We start from the raw sequence: 19,474 nt of genomic DNA on the forward strand, positions 1-19,474 counted from the left end.
TCCATGCAGGTGACACGGCAGCGCCGGGTCCACGGTTCCCGACCCCTCACCATCCTCGGCAGACGCGTCGGCCGACGAGCCACGCTGGTCACGGCGGGCATCGCCGTGGCGCTCGGCGTCACGGGCACCGCGGTCGCCTCGACGTACCGGTTCGGCACCGAGCAGGTCGGCCAGAACACCGCCGACGGCCAGGTCGTCTCCAGCGACCAGTACATCAAGCCGTACGGCAACCGCACCGTCATCAACGACGGCAAGATCATGTCGTCCTCCGTCAGCCCGGACGGCAGCCGTCTCGCGGCCGCGATCGCCGACGGGGACGCCTCGCTGGTCGTCGTGGACCTGAAGACCGGGCAGGTGAAGCAGAAGGTCGGTACCAACGCGGCGGACGACCTGCGCATCAAGAGCGGGTCCGTCGGCCAGGAGGGCCCGTCCTACTCGCCCGACGGCAAGCAGCTGTGGCTGGGCCAGAGCGACGGCTACACCAGGTTCACCGTCGACGCGGACGGCGTCCTCGCCGACCCGAAGACCGTCCCGATACCGGCCGACGGCGCCAAGCACGCGCTCGTGGGCGCCGCGGTCTTCTCCGCCGACGGCTCCACCGTGTACGCGGCGGTCAACGGCCAGAACAGGGTGGTCGCCATCGACGCGGTCACCGGGGCCGTCGAGCAGAGCTGGGCCGTGGGCAACGCTCCCCGTGGACTCGCCCTGGCCGGCGGCAAGTTGTACGTCGGCAACGAGGGAGGCCGTCCGGCCGGGCCCGGCGACACCACCATCAACTCCTACGGCACCCAGGTGGTGGCGAACCCGGACACCGGCGCCGCCACCACCGGCACGGTCAGCGTCATCGACCTGGCGCACCCGACCGCCGCCGTCGGCAGCATCGACGTCGGCCTGCACCCGACCGCGGTGTACGCCAAGAAGGGCGCGGTGTTCGTCACCAACACCGCCGACAACAGCGTGTCGGTCATCGACACCGCCCGCGACAAGGTCGTGCAGACCATCGCCACCCAGCCGTGGCCGGAGGCGAAGGTCGGCTACGAGCCCGACGCGGTGACCCTCACCGACGACGGCCGCCTGCTGGTGACGCTCGGCCGTGCGAACGCGGTCGCCGTCTACCGCTACAAGTCGGCGCAGGAGCCCGCCAGTTACGTCGGCCTGCTGCCCACGGACTACTTCCCCTCGGAGATCACCGCCGTGGGCAGGCACGTGGTCGTCTCCCACACCCGTGGCATCGACGCCCGCCGGCCCTCCACCACCGGCAGCCACGGCACCCACGACACGACCTCGAGCCTGACGCAGTTCACGCTGCCGGACGACAGCGTCATCAGGGCCCAGACGGCCAAGGTCTTCCGGCAGAACGGCTGGACCCCCGGCTCGGTCAGGACGTCCAAGGGCAGGAGCCACGCGAAGCCCGTACCGGTCCCCGCGCGGCTCGGCGACCCCTCGACGATCAAGCACGTCTTCCTGCTGGTCAAGGAGAACCGGACCTACGACCAGGTCTTCGGTGACCTGCCGCAGGGCAACGGCGACGCCTCGCTCACCCAGTTCGGCGAGAACGTGACGCCCAACCAGCACGCGCTGGCACGGCAGTTCGGGCTGTACGACAACTTCTACGACATCGGCACGAACTCCGCCGAGGGCCACAACTGGCTGATGCAGTCGGACAACCCGGAGTACACCGAGTCCTCGGCCGGTGAGTACGCGCGTAGTTACGACACCGAGGACGACGTGCTCGGTCACCAGAAGTCGGGTTTCCTGTGGACCGGCGCGCAGGCGGCCGGCAGGTCCGTCAAGGACTTCGGCGAGTTCCAGTCGGTCGAGAGCAAGCCGTCCGGCGCGACCTGGCAGAACCTGTACTGCGACGCCAAGAACATGGGCGCGACCGGGCAGCCGACCGCCTACCCCATCCGGACGGGCTCGGCGATCCCCTCGCTGAACAAGGTGTCGGTGCAGGGCTTCCCGCTGTTCGACCTCGCCGTGCCGGACGTGTACAAGTACCAGATCTGGAAGCAGGACTTCGAGAAGAACGGTCCGGCGAACCTGAACATGTTCTGGTTCTCCAACGACCACACCGGGGGTCCGGCGAGCCCCTCCGCGGAGGTCGCGGACAACGACCTCGCCGTCGGCAGGATGGTCGACGAGATCTCGCACAGCGCGTACTGGAAGGACTCGGCGATCTTCGTCGTCGAGGACGACTCCCAGGCCGGTCTGGACCACGTCGACGGCCACCGCGCGCCGGTGCAGATCATCAGCCCCTGGGCGCAGCGCGGCAAGGTCGACGCCCGCTACTACTCGCAGATCACGATGATCCGCACGGTCGAGCAGATCCTCGGGATCCACCCGATGAACCAGAAGGACAGCGCGGCCACCCCGATGTCGGGGGCCTTCACCCGGAAGGCGGACGCCACCCCCTTCAAGGCGGTGGCGAACCGGGTCCCGCTGACCGACGGCCTGAGCACCCAGCCCGCGTGCGGTGCGGACGTCCCGGCGCCGCAGGACCCGGCCGCGGCTCCCGTGCCGATGACCAGGAAGGCGCCGGCGCAGCAGCAGGAGGTCGCGGCGCAGTGGAAGACCTGGGAGTCGCACCAGCGGCTGACCGGCCCGCACGCCGTGCCCGACTACGCCAACCCGCTCCAGATGAACCGGCTCACCTGGTACGAGACCCATAACTGGACCGAGCCCTACCCCGGCGACACCAGGATCTACGCCCCGGACGACGTGCCGGGCGCCTACCTCCCGTCCCCGGAGTCCGACGGCTGACCGACCCCGCCCGTCCTGCCGCGAGAAGGCGCTTCCGTCCGGGTCGCCGGGCCCACCGAGCCGGAACCGCGTTCCGTGTCCTTCGGGTCGGGCCCGGCGCGCCGGGTGCGCTGCCCGCGCGCTCCGGAGCCCCCGTTCCTCTTCGGGCGCTTCCGGCGCGCAGGCGCCACCGGGGTGGCCGATAGTGGACCCAGGGGTTCTCTCCGGCCCTTCGGAGCTTCCATGGATCGCTGCCCGCCCCCCGCCGGTCAGGCCCTGGCGGAGCACTCGCGGACCGCCGCGCCCGAGCGCCGGTGAACGTGCACGACGACGCCGGCAGCCACCTCGACGCCCTCGGCACGACCGGCCCGGCGCCACCGGTCGTGGTGGTCATGGGCGTCTCGGGTTCGGGGAAGTCCACCGTGGGGCGGCTGCTCGCACAGCGGCTCGGCGTCCCCTTCCTGGAGGCGGACGACCTCCACCCGGCCGCCGACCGCGCCGTCCACCGGGCGACGCGCGCCGCGGCGCACGGGCCGTCCCGCCGTCATCGGCTGGGAAGCGGCCGTGGGCGCGGCGGGAGCACCCGGTCACCGCGCCCGGTCACCGCGCCGGGTGACGCGCGCACGGCGCGAGCGGCGAACCGGCCCCGCGGATCCTCCGCCGGGGACCGCCGCCGGGACCGTCGCCGTCACCGGGACCACCGCCGGCGGGGCGTGACGCGATCCCGGCCGGAGATCAGCCCCCGGTGGCGAAGCCGGGAAAGAGCGTCATCCCGCCGTCGACGTACAGGGTGGTGCCGACGACGTAGTCGAGCAGGTCCGAGGCCAGGGCGACGACGGCGTTGGCGATGTCGTCCGGGTCCCCCACGCGTCGGTACGGGATCAGGCGCAGAAGGTCGGCCTCGGCCTCGGGGGTGGACCAGGCGTCGTGGTTGATCGGCGTGCGGATGGCTCCGGGGGCGACCGCGTTGACCCTGATCCTCTTCGGGGCCAGCTCCTGGGCGAGGGTCTGCATCAGCATGCCCACGCCACCCTTGGAGGAGGCGTAGTTGACGTGCCCGGCCCACGGGACGAGCTGGTGGACCGAGCTCATGCAGATGATCTTTCCGGCCGACCGGGAGACCTCTTCGACCACGCCGCGCCGGAGGAACTCCTTGGCGGCCTCGCGCGCGCACAGGAACTGGCCGGTGAGGTTGACGTCGATGACCTTCCGCCACTGGGCGAGCGTCATCTCCGTCACGGCCGCGTCCCGTTGCAGGCCCGCGTTGGGCACCATGACGTCGATCGTGCCGAACTCCTCGACCATCCGCGCGACCATGGCGGTCACCTGGTCCTCGTCGGACACATCGGCCTGATGGGCGTAGGCGCGGACCCCGAAGCCCTCGATCTTCTTCACCACGTCCTCGGCCTCGCTCGCACCGGCGACGTAGTTGACCACGACGTCCGCCCCGGCCCGGCCCAGGGCGATCGCGGTCGCCAGGCCGATGCCCGAGTTGGCGCCGGTCACCAGCGCTTTCTGCCCCTTGAGAAGCGGCGCGGACAGCGGCCCACGGCTCTCGTCGACGTTTCCTGCCACCACGATCTCTCCTTCTGCCTTGCGGACGGCCGCCCTGGGCAACCGGACGACGCGCAGGAGCACGGCTGGACGTCGGCCGGGCCGTCAGGACAAGCCACAGGAGCCGTCGCGTACCCGGCCTGCCGACGAAAGCACCCGTCGCCACGGGGGAAACGGACCGGCACGCAAAGCAGCCGCACTTCGACCGGCCACGTCACACGGTCGGGCTAGACAGGCCCCAAGTGCCTCGCCGCGCCCGCAGGACGCGACATGCGCATAAATGAACCAAAGGGGAGTATCGGACGTATTGAACTACGGACCCGTCTTCCGTCGGGCCCCTGGACCGGACCTACCGCACACGGCACGGCAGGAGGTCCCAGCGGAAAGAAGAACGCCATGCAACGCGCCGTCACCCTCGCAGTGGCCGCGACCGCCGTCGCGGCCTTCGCCGCCGGATGCGGAAGCTCCGGCTCCTCCGGCTCATCGTCTTCGTCTTCGTCTTCATCCTCGTCTTCGTCTTCATCCAGCGGCTCCGCGCCCCCGTCGAGCAGTTCGGCGCCCGCCACCGGCGGATCCGCCGCACTGCGGGCGCACAGCTCCCCTCTGGGCCAGATCCTCGTCGACGGATCCGGCCGGACCCTGTACCTGTTCAAGGCCGACAGCGGCACGACCTCGCACTGCTACGACGCCTGCGCCCAGGCATGGCCGCCCGACACCACCACCGGGCGGCCCACCGCCGACGGCCTGAACGACGCCCTGGTCGGCACCACCCCCCGCAACGATCACACCACCCAGGTCACCTACAACGGCCACCCCCTCTACCGCTTCGCCCAGGACGCCAAGCCCGGCGACACCACGGGGCAGGGCAGCACGGCCTTCGGCGGAGCCTGGTACGTGCTCAGCCCCAGCGGCACCCCGATCACCGGCGCCGCACCCAGCCCCTCCCCGACCGGGTCGGGAGGCGGCTACGGCTACTGACGAGGTCGCGGCGCCGGGAACTCAGGCCGGATCGACGCCGGGCCAGCGGCTGGCAACGACCGACGTGTCGAATTTCTTGTTGCTGGCGTACTGCTTGGCCACCGCGCGGGCCGGGATGGACGGGTTGTTGTCGTACTGGGCGATCCAGTAGTTCGGCTCGGTCACGTGCGCGGCCTGGAACGCAGCGCGCACCTTGGGCCAGGTGGAAGTGTTGCAGTAGACCGTCAGCTCCTTGTTCGACGTCTGGGCCATGGTGTGCGTACACCACACAACCGCCTCCGGAGGGGTCGCGTCGCCCCGCTCGACGTCCAGGACGTGCGCCGGGGTGGTGTGGCGCACCGCGATCGACACGACGGTGGCTTGCGGGAAACGTGACTTGATCTGCGTCAGGTTGGCATACCGGCCGTCGGCGTAGCCGGCGACCATCTTGGCGCCGGCCGGGATATTCGACGGCGTGACCGCGTCGTACATGATCCGAGCCATGGGAGCCTCCTTCATTCCGATGTGACCAGGCACGATCAGACGCAGCGCAAGGCCTCAGGCGCTCGCGCCGGCCTCGGCTTCGCTCTCGGCCTCGGTGTCGATGCCGGTGCCGGTGTCGACACCGGGGTCCGTCTCCGTGTCGGCCCCGGCGTCCGCCTCTGTGTCGGTCCCGGTGTCCGTCTCTGTGTCGGCCCCAAGGCCTGTCCCGGTGTCCGTCTCTGTGTCGGTCCCAAGGTCTGTCCCCGTGTCGACCCCGGTACCCGCCCCCGCGTCGACCCCGGTATCGGTCCCGGTGTCCGTCCCCGCCTCGACTCCGATATCGGTCCCGGTGTCCGCCCCCGCATCGACCCCGACGTCCGTCCCCGCATCGACCCCGGTGTCCGCTCCCGCGTCGACCCCAGCGTCGGTCCCCGCGTCCGCCCCCGCGTCGATCCCGGTGTCGACCCCGGCGTCGGTCCCGGCGTCCGTCCCCGCGTCGACCCCAGCGTCGGTCCCCGCGTCGACCCCGGCGTCCGTCCCCGCGTCCGCCCCGCCGCTTTGCGGTGTGCCTGCGTTCGCCGCGGCGGAGTCGTACTGCAGGAGATTCTGCTGCTGGATGATCCTTACGAGGGCGTCCGCGTAATGGGGGTCCGTAGCGTAGTGACCGGCCGCCACGGCTCGCGCGAAGGCGATGCCATCACTGGTCTTGAACGCCGGTGCGTAGTTGGAGTTGTTCCGCAGGAATGCGCCATGGTCACGAAAGGAATCGGTCATCGAATTGTACGAACGGAAGTTCGCCTGGACCGTCACGCTCTGGCCGTTGATCACCTCGCGGGTGGGTACCGTGACGTACCCGGTGGCGATCGAGCCCCACGTCACCTGGCCGTTCCGCGTCTGAGCCTTGATTCCGAAATAGTTGTTGGCGTTACCCATGTGCTTCGCTCCCCAACCACTCTCGAGAATGGCCTGAGCGATCGTGACCGAGGCTGGAACCTGGAACTCCGCTTGCGAGGCCCGGCCCGCACTGACGGCATCGGAGAGGAACTGCTGCTGTGCCTGCGTGAGCGTCATGTCTACTCCAAGAGGCGTGATGCGGTGAGTCCACAACGGGAGCCCGTGCGGCACGAGGAAGCGGAAAGCGGAAAAGCGAGCAGAACGCCCCGAGTTGTCATCGAAGTGGACGACGGCCGCCGACAAGCGAAGCCAGGCCGGCGAGGAGAACAAGCGCCGGCGCGCTCCGCATGATTCCGCGATCATTTCGGAACCCGGCATGGTCACGGGGCCGGATAGCGCTTGCCCGAAAGGCAGTTGAATGGAGGACGTTCCGACCTCTCCCGGCCTTGCGCCTCTGGCAACCGCATGAGCCGGTAATGCCAATGCTATTGGACATGGCGATACCGAGCAAATCAGGCGAATTCCCTCCGCGCGGTTCCACGGAAGTCCGGTGACACCCCATCTCCATTGCGCGGCAAGGGATTTGCGTGCCGAGCGGCTGCGCTCCCGCGCTCTCCGCACCTGTGACGCGGACAGGGAAGAGGCCGGTCCGGAGCGCGCGCTCCGGACCGGCGGTGAGGGGTGTGTTCAGCCGGCGGCGGGCACCGGCTCACGGTCCGCCGCTGCCGCCGCCTTCGGGCCGGACTCCTCGACCGTGTCGGTCTGCGCGTCGGGCGTCGGTCCTGCCTGGGGCCCCGGGGTGCCACGGCCGGAAGCGCCGTGGTCTTCGCCGGGGCCATCGTGATCATCGCGCCGCCGCGCTGAGCGTCATCGGCATCCCGTTCCTGACGACGATGGGACTCGGGGCCGCAGGAGCCGTACTCATCGCCGTGCTGGCCGCGATCACCCTCGTCCCCGCCATCGCCGGATTCGCCGGCTCCCGGCTCGCCCCCAAGCCCGGCAGCCGCGCCGCACAGCGGGCCGCCGGCGCCGACGGCGGTACCGGGCACACCGCCATGGGGGCCCGCTGAACGAAGTGGGCGATCGCCAAGCCGTTGCTCACCGTGCTCGCCGTGACGGGCGCCCTGGTGGTCCTCACCCTGCCCGCGACGGATCTGCGCCTGGCCCTGCCCGACAACGGCTCCGCCCCGCACGCCTCCACCGAGCGCAGGGCCCACGACACGATCAGCGACAAGTTCGGTCCCGGCTTCAACGGCCCGCTCCTCGTGCTGACCGGGGCCGAGAACGGTACGCGTGCCGCGAGTTCACGGGCAGACGCCCAAGTCGTCCGGAAGCTGCGGACCTTGAGGGACGTCCAGGCCGTCCTGCCGCCCCAGCCCACCAGCGACCCGGCACGGCACGTCATCACCGTCCTGCCCGCGTCCGGCCCGGACAGCGTCCGCACCGGCCGTCTCGTCAGCGACATCCGCGAGACGGGGGCCGGCATCCGTGAGGCCACCGGAGCCACCCTCTCGGTCACCGGCACCACCGCGGTCGACATCGACGTCTCCAACCGGCTCAGCGACTCCCTCCTCCCCTTCGTCGCCATCGTCGTCGGCCTCAGCCTGATCCTGCTGATGACGGTTTTCCGCTCGCTCGTCATCCCCGTCAAGGCGGCCGTCGGCTTCCTGCTCTCGGTGGGCGCCTCGCTCGGGCTCGTCGTCGCCGTCTTCCAGTGGGGATGGCTGGCCGACATACTCGGCGTGCCCCACAGCGGCCCCGTCGTCAGCTTCCTGCCGATCATCCTGATCGGCGTGCTCTTCGGACTGGCCATGGACTACGAGGTGTTCCTCGTGTCAGGGATGCGCGAGGAGCGGGCGCACACCGGCCGGGCCCGCCAGTCGGTCGTCGACGGGGCGCGACACAACGTGCGAGTCGTCACCGCGGCCGCACTGATCATGTTCACCGTCTTCACCGGGTTCTTCCCCCTCGACGACTCCCTGATCAAACCCATCGCCTTCGCCCTGGCCGTCGGCGTGGCCGTTGACGCCTTCGCCGTCCGCATGACGCTCGTGCCCGCGGTGCTCGCCCTGGCCGGGCGGGGCGCCTGGTGGCTGCCGGCCTGGCTGGACCGGATCCTGCCCGACCTCGACGTCGAGGGCGCCGGCCTGCGGAAGGCCGCACCGGCGGACCACAAGGAACCCCAGCCCGTCTCCTGAGCGCATCCGGGCCGCGCCCGGGCCGCATCCGGGCTCAGTCGTGCGGCCCCGCCCCGTGCAGGAGGGTGTCGATGACGAGGGCGGCCAGCGCGTCGGGATCCTGTGCGGCCGGGTCCTGGTCCGCGCCGGGCCTGTCGAGAGCTTCGCTCAGGAGGGCGTAGTACACCTGCCGCGTCCATTCCAGGTCCGCGCCCGGCGCGAGGAGTCCCTCGCGCCGGGCGCGGATCAGGAGTTCGCGCGTGTGGGCGTCGATCTCGCTCCACAGGGCGGCCGCGGCTTCGGAGTGGGCGTTGGCGTGGCTGAGGGTGAAGCGCCAGGTGCTCTTGACGCGCAGCACGTTCGCGGTCACCCGGTACAGGGCGACGAGCGCGGGAGCGGCGTCGGGGCGGGCCTCTTCGATGGCGTCGATGAGCTGCTGCTTCGCGGACACGGCGAGCGCGTCCAGGAGTGCCTGCCTGTTCGCGAACCGTCGGTGCACGGTGATCCTGGTCAGCCCCGCGGCCTCGGCGATCTGCTCCATCGAAGCACCCGTGTCCTGGGCGAGGATCCGCTCGGCCGCCTCCAGAATCGCGCGCACACTGCGCTCGGCATCTGCCCGCAGTGCTCGGCCCATGTCTGTCTCCCGTCTCGTCGGCTCATGTCTTGACCCTTCGTAGAGGATACGTGAACGCTACGGCTCTCCCATTAATTGATGCTTCCATGTTGCTTCTTAAGGATGAACTGATACATTGGTGAAACCGATCGGGGGTTCACCCGATCCCGGAACCAGGAGTGCGAGATGACGACAACACGACCGGTGGCCCTCGTGACGGGCGCGTCCTCCGGCATCGGAAAGGCGGCCGCCCTCGCGCTGGCCGCAGCGGGCCACGAGGTGGTCGGCACCAGCCGCGACACCGCACACGTCACCCCGCTCAAGGGCGTGACCTTCCTCGACCTCGACGTGACCGGCGACGCGTCGGTGACGGCCGCGGTCGGCGAGGTGATCGACCGGTTCGGGCGCATCGACGTGCTGGTCAACAACGCGGGCATCGGCTCGGCGGGCGCGGCCGAGGAAAGCTCCGCCGCACAGGCGCAGGGCCTCTTCGACATCAACGTCCTCGGCGTCATCCGCATGACGAACGCCGTCCTGCCGTACATGCGCGCCCAGGGCAGCGGCCGCATCGTCAACATCTCGTCCATCGTCGGCTTCATGCCGCAGCCCTACATGGCCGTCTACGCGGCCTCCAAGCACGCCGTCGAGGGCTACTCGGAGTCCGTCGACCACGAGGTCCGCGAGCACGGCGTGCGCGTCCTGCTCGTCGAACCCGCCTGGACCAGCACCGCGTTCGACGTCGCCAGCGTCCGCCCCGACCGGCCCCTGGACGTCTACGCCCACCAGCGTCACGTCTTCGAGGAGTACATGGCCCAGGCCGTCAAGGACGGCGACGACCCCGCCGTCGTCGCCAAGGAGATCGTCGCCGCCGCGACGGACGCCAAGCCCAAGCTGCGCTACACCGCCGGCGCCATCACCGGACGCGTTCGCACCATGCGCCGCATCGTCCCCTCCCGCATGTTCGACCAGCAGCTGCGCAAGCTCAACCGCCTGCCCGCCGCCTGACACCCGGGCACCCCCACGCCCCCTTCAGCCACCAGACGACAGCGACAGCGACAGCGACAGCGACAGCGACAGCGACAGCGACAGCGACAGGAAAGCGAAGCTCGACATGAGCACCTATCTGGCAGACGCGGCCGAGAACCTCAGCGTCGAAGGACCTTCCGCGACGTTCGCCTACCGGCGCCTGGGCCCGCGGGGCGGCACCCCGCTGGTCCTTCTGAACCGGGTCCGGGGAACCCTCGACTGGTGGGACCCGGAGTTCCTGGACCACCTGGCCGCCGAACGCGACGTGATCGTGTTCGACAACGTCGGCACCGGCTACACCACCGGCGCCCCGGCCGACTCCGTCGGGGGGCTCGCCGACGGCACGGTCGAGTTCATCGAGGCCCTCGGCCTCACGCAGGTCGACCTGCTCGGCTGGACGCTGGGCGGCACGGTCGCCCAGCACATCACCCGCACCCGGCCCGACCTGGTGCGCAGGCTGGTCGTCGCGGCCGCCGGCCCCGGCGGAACGGTGCCCGGCGCGCCCGCCCCGGACCCGCGGATACGGGCCACCATGACCAAGCCCGAGGTCACCGGGGACGACCTGGTGTTCCTGTTCTTCCCGGACACGGACACCGGTCGCGCCGCCGGTTACGCGCACCTCGCCAGGGTGGCGACGCGGCTGGCCACCGGGCTCCCCGAGGTGTCCGAAGCCGCGGCCCTGGGGCAGATCACCGCCATCGCGAAGGACGCGGCGATTCCCTTCGAGCAGGTGCGAGCGGACCTGGCCGCCATCCGGCAGCCCGTCCTCTACGCCACCGGCATGCAGGACGCGATGATCCCGGCGCTGGCGGCCTACACCGCCGTCCAGCACCTGCCCAGCGCCACCCTCGTCGCCTACAGCGACGCCGGCCATGCCTTCCTCTTCCAGCACGCGAAGGACTTCGCCGCCCAGGTGACGGCCTTCCTCGCCGGCTGACCGTCCGACGAGACCCGGCAGCACCGAGGCTCGCTCAGGGCCCCACCCGGCCCGCCTCCCCGAACGAGGAGACCCACTGTGGAGTCGACCAGCGATCCGGCGCGCCGGGAGGTCACGCCGCTGGAACTGTTCTTCGACCTCGTCTACGTCTTCGCGATCGGCCAGCTGTCGCATCAGCTGCTGGCGCACCCGACGTGGACCGGCGCGGCCCAGACGCTCGTGCTCTACCTCGCGGTCTACGCGGCGTGGGCGTACACCACCTGGGCGGTCACCCTCGTGCCGGCCGAGGACCCGCGGACCCGCCGGATGCTGCTGGCGGTCATGCTCGCCGGGCTGTTCATGAACGCCGCGATCCCGCGAGCCTTCGGCGACGCCGGAGGGGTCTTCGTCATCACGTTCCTGCTGATTCACCTCGGCCGGACGGTATGGCTGCTCAGGGTGGGCCTCGACGAGGTCAACCAGGAGCACTTCCGCCGCGTTCTGGTCTGGTTCATTGCGGCCGCACCCCTGTGGCTGACCGGCGCGGCGGTCGGCGGCGGCGCGCGGCTGGCGTGGTGGGCCGCGGCGGTTCTGGTCGAGTTGGCGGGCACCTGGACGGCGCATCCGCTGCCCGGCCGCAGGCTGGAGTCCCGGCAGGTCGGCTTCGCCGGCGGGCACCTGCTGGAACGCGGCCGCCTGTTCGTGATCATCGCCTTGGGTGAGACGGTCATGACCACCGGCACGGCGCTCACCGCGGCGCCGTACGAGCCGATGACCCTGCTGACCGCCGGGGTGGCGCTCACCGGCACGGTCGCGTTGTTCTGGCTGTTCTTCAGCCGTTCCGAGCGCGTCGTGCGCCACTACGAGCGGACCGAGGACCCGATGCGTGCCGGGCGCAGCGGTGTCATCAGCCTCATGGCCACCGTCGCCGGGTTGATCACCGCCGCCGTGGCCGACGAACGCGTCATCGCGCACCCCGCGGAGCAGGCCGGCATCACCACGAACCTGCTGCTGTTCGGCGGCCCTGCCCTCTTCATCGCCACGCAGACGTGGCACGGGGCGACTCTGTTCGACGACCTGCACTGGTCACGGCTGCTCGCGCTGCCCGCGCTGGTCATCGCGGGCACGGTCACGTCGGCGGCCCCGGCGTACCTGGCGGCGGTCGCCGCCGCCGCCATCGTCGTCGCCCTGGCCGCGTTCGAGGAACGCCGTCCGACCGGCGATGCGGACACCGAGCCGATCCCCTCGGCCCGCCCGTCCGACTGACCGATCCCCTTCATCGAACGTCACCCCACGTCTCGTCCGACTTCACTCCCCTTCACTCCCCTTCGCGCCACACAGCCCCCTTCACGCCGCATCACCTGGAGGAATCCATGGGCCAGTCCCCCAGCACCGTTCCCGCCGCCGGAGCCGACCGGGGCCTCGGCCGCCCGCGCGCTGCCGAGCAGTCCGTCCCTGCCCCCGCCCCTGCCGTCGCCGTCCGCTCCGGCGCCCGCGACCCCGGCCGTCCGGTGTCCGGACACGGCGTCACCGGCGCGCGGGAGCGGGTCGCCTGGTCAGGGGGCGGGACGCCATGACGGAGATGACGGAGAGAGGCGTACTGATCTGCGACGCCCACGAGTTGATGCGGGCCGGCCTGCGCGGGCTGGTCGACGGCCAGCCGGACCTCACGGTCGTCGGCGAGGCCGGGGACGGCGAGACGGCTGTGGCCCAGGCACTCACGCTGCGCCCGGACCTCGTCCTCATGGAGGCGCGGCTGCCGTGCCTGGACGGCATCTCGGCCACCACCCGACTGCGCGCGGAACTGCCCGACACACGCGTACTGGTCCTCACCGCCTGCGACCGCGACGAGTACGCCTACGCGGCGCTCCGGGCCGGAGCGAGTGGCTTCCTCGTCAAGGACGCCCCGGCCGCCGAGATGCTGGTCGCCGTCCGTGGGGTACTGCGGGGCGAAACGATGCTCGCCCCTTCGGTGGCGCGGCGGCTCGTCGACCGGTACGTCACGGGCGCCGTCGCCCCGCTCGCCGACGCACGCCTCGACACGCTGACCGGGCGCGAGCGGGAGGTGCTGGGTCTGGTCGGCCGCGGGCTGAACAACGTGGAGATCGCCGAGAAGCTGTTCCTCGGCGAGACCACCGTCAAGACCCACGTGGGCCGCATCCTCACCAAGCTGCGTCTCCGTGACCGCATACAGGCCGTCGTCGTGGCCTACGAGAGCGGACTGGTTCGTCCAGGCGGATGACCCGGTCGGACGCCCGGGAGGACGCCCGACGACCCAGCCGATCCCTAGGTTCGAGGCCTGTCGATCATGCGGGAGTCCCTTCGCCGCCCCCCGGGTCACCGGCGCGGTCACTCCCGCGTTCGGCCGAGGACCTTCGACGCTCGCCCCGTATGCGAACGTCCGCCCCTGCGCCCTCTCGGCACTTTCAGAAACTTCCGCACTGGAGCACACCATGACGCAGCACAGCATGTTCAGCATCGAGACAGTCGCGCCGAAGATCCGCAGGGTCACCTTCTCGAATCCGCCGGTGAACGTCGTCGGCGCGGACACCGTCACCCGACTGGCCGACGTCGTCGACGAGCTGAGCCGGGACGAGCAGGTTCAGGTCGTCGTCTTCGACAGCGGCACTCCCGGATACTTCTTCAACCACGCCGATCTCGGCCAGGTGCCCGAACTCCTGGCGCTGAACGGCCCCGACGGGACCCCGGCCTGGGTCGACCTGGTCACGAGCCTGACCAGCGCCCCGTTCATCAGCATCGCCTCCATCCGCGGACGGACCCGGGGTGGCGGGGACGAGATCGCCCTGGCCTTCGACCTGCGCTACGCCAGCCGCGAGGAGGCGTTCTTCTGCCAGCCCGAGGTCGCGATCGGCATCGTCCCCGGCGGTGGCGGCAGCGACCGTCTGGCCCGGCTGCTGGGAAGGGACCGCGCGCTCGAAGCGATCCTCACCAGCCAGGACTTCGACGCCGATACGGCCGAGCGGTACGGGTGGGTGACCCGGGCCGTCGCCGACGCCGAACTCGACGACCTCGTGAGCGGCGTGGCCGCGCGCATCGCCTCGTTCGACAAGCAGTCCGTCCTGGCCGCCAAGGCACAGATCAACCGTTCGACCCTGCCGCCGGTGGCCGATCTGCGCGCGTCCTGGGCGGAGTTCGCGGAATCGGTGAACTGGCCGGGATTCCAGGCGCGCGTCCCGCAGCTCGGAAAGGCCATCGCCGAGATCGGCCTCGAAGAGATCGAGCGAAACCTCGGCCACTACGCCGGCCTCATCAACGAACAGGCATGAGCGCCGTCCACCCGCGGTGAGGCCCGCTCCACGCCGACCCGCTCCGCCGGAACCGAACGGAAAGGCACCGACATCATGGCTGACATGCAGACGGCCCAGCCGCACGAGGCGGCGCAGGCTGGAATCACGGAGTGGCGACGCATCGTCACGAAGCTGGACTGGGACCGGCTCCCCGATCTCCTCACGGAGAACGTCGCCTACCGCTCCCTGCGGACCTCGAGCCGTACCAGGGGAAGGACACGATGGCGGCGATCCTGCGCGTCGTATTCGCCGTCATGGAGGACTTCACCTATCTGCGGCGTTTCATGGGCGTGCCCCGGGCTCACACACACGGGCATGAAGAGCTACCCCCACTCCTTTCTCCCCGCAGATTCGAGAGAGGGCAGCCGCGATCTCACCCCGTAATGTCACTGGTCGGCGGGATGCTTTCGAGATCGAGGAGGATCAGGAAAGCGTGAGCGGGAAGGTGACCGCCCCGGAGATGCTTGTCAGTGCGACGCGTGGGCCGAAATGGGCCACACCGTGCAACGCACCTTCGGCAGCGAGAATGTCCGGCGAGTGGCTGATCGCGATGTCCTATCCGTCCTGCCCCACCGCCTCGTTCTCCGTGCCCGCATAGGGATTGCCCGTTCCCTTTTCCTTCCTCCCTCGGAGGAGAAAGCTTGATGCCGACCAGAGCCGGGAGCGAGTCGGGATGCTCGATGTCCCTTGATTTCAAGCGTACTTGCGAGGGCCAATACCGGCAAATCGACCGCAGCCGGTGGCCGCCGCCGTACGAGTGGCACACCCCATCCGCCAGGTGTGCAATGGAGTCGGGGAAGAATGTTGTCAACGAGCCTTGTAGGCAAGGGATCCGGACTCAATCGAGGAGATCGGCGATGGTACTGCAGCAAATAACCGTCCCGCATGTGGGCACCTACAACTTCGGAGTCGGAGTGGACCGACTCTCCGGAACCGCTATGAATCTCGTGGTGACTCCGACGACCGCGCCGCCGACCGATGCCAGCGGTTCGAGCCAGTCCTTCGAGGTATCCGTGTCACATCGACACACGACCTGCTGGAGAAGCTGGGAATCGACGTCAAAGCCTCGTACGGCTGTGCCGCGTTCGGTGCCGGCATCTCCGCACGCTTCTCCTTCGCCCAGAGCAGCGAGGTGCACTCGGCATCTCTGTTCATGGCGATAACCGCCACCATCCACCTGGCGGACCTGAGCATCCCCGAGTGCACTCTGACCGGGCCCGCCGGGGCCATGGTGGGCCGTCCGGAGGTGTTCACCCAGAGATACGGCGACATGTTCGCCCGGTCCTGCCGCCGCGGTGGCCTCTTCGTAGGGCTGATCCGGGTGGAGACGTTCGACGAAACGGAGTCCACCGCCATCGAGGCCGAACTGGGCGGCTCGTACGGATTCTTCTCAGGCGAGGCCGCCACGAAATTCACGAAGGTCACCCAGGATCACAAGGTGAACGTCTATTGCAAGATGTATTCGGAAGGGGGCCCCGCGCTCCAACTGACGGACCCGGCCGATCCCGCGGGCCTGCTGAACGCCGCGAACACGTGGATGCAGGCGATGCATGACGACCCGAGCAAATACTCCCAGCCGTACGAGTGGACTCTGGCGCCCATCTCCATCACCGAGGGCCCGACGCCGCCGAACCCGGAGCAGATCGCCAACGCCCAGGAGATCCTGAAGTTCTGCGCCCAGGAACACGCGGCGCTGCTCGACCAGTTCAATCTCCTCAACTGGTGGGTCAAGCACCCGGACCGTTACGACTGGACAGGAGCGACCCCCCTGGCCGAGGTGGTGGCGGCCGGGAGCGGGACCCAGAAGGACCTGGACACGGTTGCGGCGTGCGCCAGCGCCGCCATCGAGGATCCGTCGACGGCGAAGAGGCCCGCCACGTACGCCGAAGAGCAGGGAACGGTCTACCCGGCCGGGGTGATGCCCGCCAGCCCTCCCAAGCCACTTCCCGGGCCCGTCACCGTCTACGACCAGGTGTCGTTCGCCGGTCACTCCCAGACCCTGGCACCTGGCAAGTACGACAACGCCGAAGGCAACATCACCATCGGCAACGACTCGATCCGCTCCCTCCAGCTGCCCGCCGGCATGGTGGTGGGGCTGTACGAGCACTTCCACTTCCAAGGGCAGTTCATCGACATCAGGGAGAGCACCGCGGACCTGAACCAGTGGTCGGCGAAGGCGAGCTCCCTGGCGATCTACCGGGACGGCGAGGAACCGCCGAGGACCACGGAAGTCGTACTGATCCAGTTGCCGAACCTGGACACCTGGGACGGCCCTTTCTGGGTGTTCTCCGCCGCGAACGGCATACAGAACGCGCCCACCATGTCGATCCGGTCCGCGCACATCCCCGAGGGAATGATCCTCACCCTGTTTTCGGGGCCCGACTTCACCGGCTCGGCTTTCGACTTCACACAGGACACGGCCGAGCTCGGCGAACACGCCCCGGGCACGTACTCGTTCGCCGTCTGGGACCGGGTCCAGGGTGAGAAGCCCGTCCTGCCTCCCGGCTGATACCGGGGAGAGGCGGGAACGGCAAGCACGCAGCGGCCGGGGCCGGCGGGTTCCTGGTCGAGGACACCGGTCCCCGGCCGAACGGGATGTCCTGCGGTTGCTCGGCACTCGTCTGTCCGACCGTGGGCGATTCTCACGAGAATGACGGAGCTACGCGGTCACCGCGACCACCCGCTTGCCCACGGCTCCGCCGCGCTCGAACGCCTCGTGGGCGGCCGCGATGTCCGCGAGCGGATAGACGCTGTCGACCACCGGGCGCAGCGCATATGACGTGACGTGGCCGGCCAGCTCACGGAGCACGGCGGTGTCGGGATTGGCGCTGAAAGCGCGGATGCGGCGGGCGCCGTACACGCTCGACGCGGCGATCGCGGCCAGGGCCGAAGCGGACAGTCCCACGGTGACCATCCGGCCGCCTTTGGCCAACCGGCTCCGGTAGCAGTTCAGCTCCGTGCCGACGGTGTCGACGATGACGTCGAAGGGGCCGATCCCCTCCGAGGCGGTGGAGCCGTAGTCGAGGACCTCGTCGGCGCCCAGGTCGGCAAGGAGCCGGGCGTGGCGGTCGCGAGCCAGCGCGGTCACACGGCCGCCCATGGCGTGCGCCAACTGCACGGCGGCCGTGCCGACCCCGCCCGCCGCACCCCGGACCAGGACCCGATCCCCGCCGGCGAGATGCACGCTGTCGCGCAGCGCGATCAGCGCCGTGGAGCCCGCGACGACCAGGGAGGCCGCCTCGACCGACGAGAGGTCCGCCGGAGCCGGGGCGATCCGGTCCGCGGAGACCACGACGTACTCGGCCGCCCCGGCCACGGCATGCCGCCGCCGGGGATGCACCGTGCCCCACACCCGGTCCCCGACCCGGCAGCCCGCGACATCGGGGCCGGTCGCGGCCACGGTGCCCGCGAAGTCCAGTCCCACCCCGATCGGGAACCGGCGCCCCGACATCATCTTCAACTCACCCGTGCGGACGATCACATCGTGCCCGTTCACGCTGGACGCCTCGACCGACACCAGCACCTCACCCGCACCGGGTGCGGGGCGGTCCACGTCATTGACCCGTAGGACGTCCGCTGCACCGTAGCTCGTGATCTGAGCGGCCTTCATGTCGCTGTCCTTCCGTGGCCTGCTGTGGTGGATCAGATACTGGGCCCCGCGCTCGGCATCACGGTCGTTCCCCTTTTCCTGGGTCCGGCAGACCCACCCTCGCGGGCTGCGCCGACGGCATACTGGCGCCGTGACCGACGACACGCTCGCCATGAGTGACGATCCCCGACGCGAACTCGGCGACTTTCTGCGAACGCGCCGGACTCGGCTGCTGCCGCAGGAAGTCGGCCTGGAACCCGGCCCGAGGCGACGGGTCGCCGGACTGCGGCGGGAGGAACTGGCCCTGCTCGCCGGGGTGAGCGCGGACTACTACCAGCGCATGGAGCAGGGCCGCGACGTCCGGCCGTCCGACCAGGTCCTGGACGCCCTGGCCCGCGCCCTCAACTTCTCCGCCGAGGAGTCCCGGCACCTGCACAGCCTCGCCGTCGCCGCGCGCACGCCCACCCGCAGCCCGCGCGAGCACGCTCCGGAGGAGGTACCGCCCACCACGCTGCGGCTGCTGGGCACCATGACCTCGCCCACGATGGTCGTCGGCCGTTTCCTCGACATCCTGGCGTGGAATCCGCTGGCAGGTGCACTGCTGGGCGAGTTCACCCGACTCCCCCGAGCCGAGCGGAACGTGCTGGGGCTGCTGCTGCACCCCGAAGCCGACCAGGCGTGCCCGGACCGGGCGGCGACCGTCGCCGAGCTGACCGGGATGCTGCGCAGGCAGGTCGCCGCCGATCCGGGGAACCCGCGCGCCGTGCAACTCGTGGGCCAACTCGCCGTTCGCAGCAACGAGTTCGCGACCCTGTGGGCACGCCACGACGTCGAGGAGGTCACCCGCGGCCGGATGCGCGTCAACCACCCGCTGGTCGGCGAGCTGAGCCTGGACTGGGACGCCTACCCGATGCCCGGCGCTCCCGGTCCGGTGCTCATCACCTGCACCGCCGAGCCGGGAGGCCCGGACGACGAACGACTCCAGCTGCTGGCAGGCCTGCTCGACGCACCCGGCACGACACCACGGCTGCCCGGCACGACACCGGTGGCCTCCCGGCAGCCGTGACACACCGGTCTGCTCGCGACTGACGTCACCGCCGGACCCCCGCCTGCCTGACGAGCGAGCAGACGGCCCGTGGCACAGCCCGCCCGGCGGGAGAACCCCGCGCGCCTGGCGCGGCCGGCTTCCCCGCCCCCCGCACCCCGCCCCCGGCTTCT

The 19,474-nt window shown here is 70.3% G+C and carries 17 protein-coding genes and 1 pseudogene; 13 read left to right on the plus strand and 5 right to left on the minus strand.

Annotated elements, in window-relative coordinates:
• Positions 1-3 precede the first annotated feature (3 nt).
• Positions 4-2,760: a bifunctional YncE/alkaline phosphatase family protein gene (locus Sri02f_RS13940; protein WP_109001478.1), complete on the plus strand. Its 2,757-nt coding sequence runs from the start codon at positions 4-6 to the stop codon at positions 2,758-2,760.
• Positions 2,761-3,131: 371 nt separating this feature from the next.
• A pseudogene (locus Sri02f_RS13945) lies at positions 3,132-3,239 on the plus strand (shikimate kinase); the annotation flags it as partial.
• Positions 3,240-3,474: 235 nt separating this feature from the next.
• Here the strand turns inward: Sri02f_RS13945 and Sri02f_RS13950 are convergent.
• Positions 3,475-4,314: an SDR family oxidoreductase gene (locus Sri02f_RS13950; protein WP_109001541.1), complete on the minus strand. Its 840-nt coding sequence runs from the start codon at positions 4,312-4,314 to the stop codon at positions 3,475-3,477.
• Positions 4,315-4,689: 375 nt separating this feature from the next.
• Between Sri02f_RS13950 and Sri02f_RS13955 the strand changes: the two genes are divergently transcribed.
• A complete protein-coding gene (locus tag Sri02f_RS13955) occupies positions 4,690-5,271 on the plus strand; it encodes a COG4315 family predicted lipoprotein (RefSeq protein WP_109001479.1) in 582 nt (193 codons plus the stop codon).
• Between the two features lie 21 nt (positions 5,272-5,292).
• Here Sri02f_RS13955 and Sri02f_RS13960 read toward each other — a convergent pair whose 3' ends face one another.
• Positions 5,293-5,754 (minus strand): hypothetical protein, encoded by a 462-nt coding sequence (locus tag Sri02f_RS13960; RefSeq protein ID WP_109001480.1) that lies wholly within the window; start codon positions 5,752-5,754, stop codon positions 5,293-5,295.
• Positions 5,755-5,808: 54 nt separating this feature from the next.
• Positions 5,809-6,804, minus strand: coding sequence for a glycoside hydrolase family 73 protein (locus Sri02f_RS13965; RefSeq protein ID WP_159106707.1), 996 nt, complete (start codon positions 6,802-6,804; stop codon positions 5,809-5,811).
• Between the two features lie 716 nt (positions 6,805-7,520).
• On the opposite strand from Sri02f_RS13965, the gene Sri02f_RS43855 reads away from it, so the two are divergent.
• On the plus strand, positions 7,521-7,697 hold the full coding sequence (locus Sri02f_RS43855) for an MMPL family transporter (RefSeq protein ID WP_307721036.1): 177 nt from the start codon (positions 7,521-7,523) through the stop codon (positions 7,695-7,697).
• 42 nt (positions 7,698-7,739) lie between these two features.
• Positions 7,740-8,825, plus strand: coding sequence for an MMPL family transporter (locus Sri02f_RS13970; protein ID WP_307721037.1), 1,086 nt, complete (start codon positions 7,740-7,742; stop codon positions 8,823-8,825).
• Between the two features lie 34 nt (positions 8,826-8,859).
• Here Sri02f_RS13970 and Sri02f_RS13975 read toward each other — a convergent pair whose 3' ends face one another.
• Complete coding sequence (locus tag Sri02f_RS13975; RefSeq protein ID WP_109001482.1) at positions 8,860-9,438, minus strand: TetR/AcrR family transcriptional regulator; 579 nt, start codon at positions 9,436-9,438, stop codon at positions 8,860-8,862.
• A 165-nt stretch (positions 9,439-9,603) separates the two neighbouring features.
• Here Sri02f_RS13975 and Sri02f_RS13980 point away from each other — a divergent pair, with 165 nt between their 5' ends.
• The 7 genes from Sri02f_RS13980 (at position 9,604) to Sri02f_RS14005 (ending at position 17,176) form a co-directional block, all read left to right on the plus strand.
• A complete protein-coding gene (locus Sri02f_RS13980; protein WP_109001483.1) occupies positions 9,604-10,422 on the plus strand; it encodes an oxidoreductase in 819 nt (272 codons plus the stop codon).
• Between the two features lie 106 nt (positions 10,423-10,528).
• Positions 10,529-11,380: an alpha/beta fold hydrolase gene (locus Sri02f_RS13985; RefSeq protein WP_109001484.1), complete on the plus strand. Its 852-nt coding sequence runs from the start codon at positions 10,529-10,531 to the stop codon at positions 11,378-11,380.
• A 78-nt stretch (positions 11,381-11,458) separates the two neighbouring features.
• Positions 11,459-12,625: a low temperature requirement protein A gene (locus Sri02f_RS13990; protein WP_109001485.1), complete on the plus strand. Its 1,167-nt coding sequence runs from the start codon at positions 11,459-11,461 to the stop codon at positions 12,623-12,625.
• Between the two features lie 107 nt (positions 12,626-12,732).
• On the plus strand, positions 12,733-12,936 hold the full coding sequence (locus Sri02f_RS41210; RefSeq protein WP_159106708.1) for a hypothetical protein: 204 nt from the start codon (positions 12,733-12,735) through the stop codon (positions 12,934-12,936).
• Between the two features lie 5 nt (positions 12,937-12,941).
• Positions 12,942-13,601 carry a response regulator gene (locus Sri02f_RS13995; protein WP_109001542.1) on the plus strand — a complete coding sequence of 220 codons (660 nt, stop codon included), beginning with the start codon at positions 12,942-12,944 and terminating at the stop codon, positions 13,599-13,601.
• 211 nt (positions 13,602-13,812) lie between these two features.
• The gene (locus Sri02f_RS14000; protein WP_109001486.1) at positions 13,813-14,646 is read left to right on the plus strand and encodes an enoyl-CoA hydratase/isomerase family protein; all 834 of its coding nucleotides are present in this window, start codon (positions 13,813-13,815) and stop codon (positions 14,644-14,646) included.
• A gap of 1,174 nt (positions 14,647-15,820) precedes the next feature.
• Entirely contained in the window at positions 15,821-17,176 is a 1,356-nt protein-coding gene (locus Sri02f_RS14005) for a hypothetical protein (protein ID WP_109001487.1), read from the plus strand.
• A 150-nt stretch (positions 17,177-17,326) separates the two neighbouring features.
• On the opposite strand, the gene Sri02f_RS14010 is transcribed toward Sri02f_RS14005, so the two are convergent.
• The gene (locus tag Sri02f_RS14010) at positions 17,327-18,277 is read right to left on the minus strand and encodes an NADP-dependent oxidoreductase (protein ID WP_109001488.1); all 951 of its coding nucleotides are present in this window, start codon (positions 18,275-18,277) and stop codon (positions 17,327-17,329) included.
• Positions 18,278-18,407: 130 nt separating this feature from the next.
• Between Sri02f_RS14010 and Sri02f_RS14015 the strand changes: the two genes are divergently transcribed.
• Positions 18,408-19,322 (plus strand): helix-turn-helix transcriptional regulator, encoded by a 915-nt coding sequence (locus Sri02f_RS14015; RefSeq protein ID WP_245970624.1) that lies wholly within the window; start codon positions 18,408-18,410, stop codon positions 19,320-19,322.
• Positions 19,323-19,474: the final 152 nt, after the last annotated feature.

Source organism: Streptomyces rishiriensis (assembly GCF_003112535.1).
Lineage (GTDB): Bacteria > Actinomycetota > Actinomycetes > Streptomycetales > Streptomycetaceae > Streptomyces > Streptomyces rishiriensis.

Coding starts and splice junctions, on each gene's coding strand:
- Sri02f_RS13965 (WP_159106707.1), bottom strand. CDS start 6,804: ATGACGCTCACGCAGGCACAGCAGCAGTTCCTCTCCGATGCCGTCAGT.
- Sri02f_RS41210 (WP_159106708.1), top strand. CDS start 12,733: ATGGGCCAGTCCCCCAGCACCGTTCCCGCCGCCGGAGCCGACCGGGGC.
- Sri02f_RS14005 (WP_109001487.1), top strand. CDS start 15,821: ATGGCGATAACCGCCACCATCCACCTGGCGGACCTGAGCATCCCCGAG.
- Sri02f_RS13940 (WP_109001478.1), top strand. CDS start 4: ATGCAGGTGACACGGCAGCGCCGGGTCCACGGTTCCCGACCCCTCACC.
- Sri02f_RS13985 (WP_109001484.1), top strand. CDS start 10,529: ATGAGCACCTATCTGGCAGACGCGGCCGAGAACCTCAGCGTCGAAGGA.
- Sri02f_RS43855 (WP_307721036.1), top strand. CDS start 7,521: ATGGGACTCGGGGCCGCAGGAGCCGTACTCATCGCCGTGCTGGCCGCG.
- Sri02f_RS13955 (WP_109001479.1), top strand. CDS start 4,690: ATGCAACGCGCCGTCACCCTCGCAGTGGCCGCGACCGCCGTCGCGGCC.
- Sri02f_RS14010 (WP_109001488.1), bottom strand. CDS start 18,277: ATGAAGGCCGCTCAGATCACGAGCTACGGTGCAGCGGACGTCCTACGG.
- Sri02f_RS13995 (WP_109001542.1), top strand. CDS start 12,942: ATGACGGAGAGAGGCGTACTGATCTGCGACGCCCACGAGTTGATGCGG.
- Sri02f_RS14000 (WP_109001486.1), top strand. CDS start 13,813: ATGACGCAGCACAGCATGTTCAGCATCGAGACAGTCGCGCCGAAGATC.
- Sri02f_RS13960 (WP_109001480.1), bottom strand. CDS start 5,754: ATGGCTCGGATCATGTACGACGCGGTCACGCCGTCGAATATCCCGGCC.
- Sri02f_RS13975 (WP_109001482.1), bottom strand. CDS start 9,438: ATGGGCCGAGCACTGCGGGCAGATGCCGAGCGCAGTGTGCGCGCGATT.
- Sri02f_RS13980 (WP_109001483.1), top strand. CDS start 9,604: ATGACGACAACACGACCGGTGGCCCTCGTGACGGGCGCGTCCTCCGGC.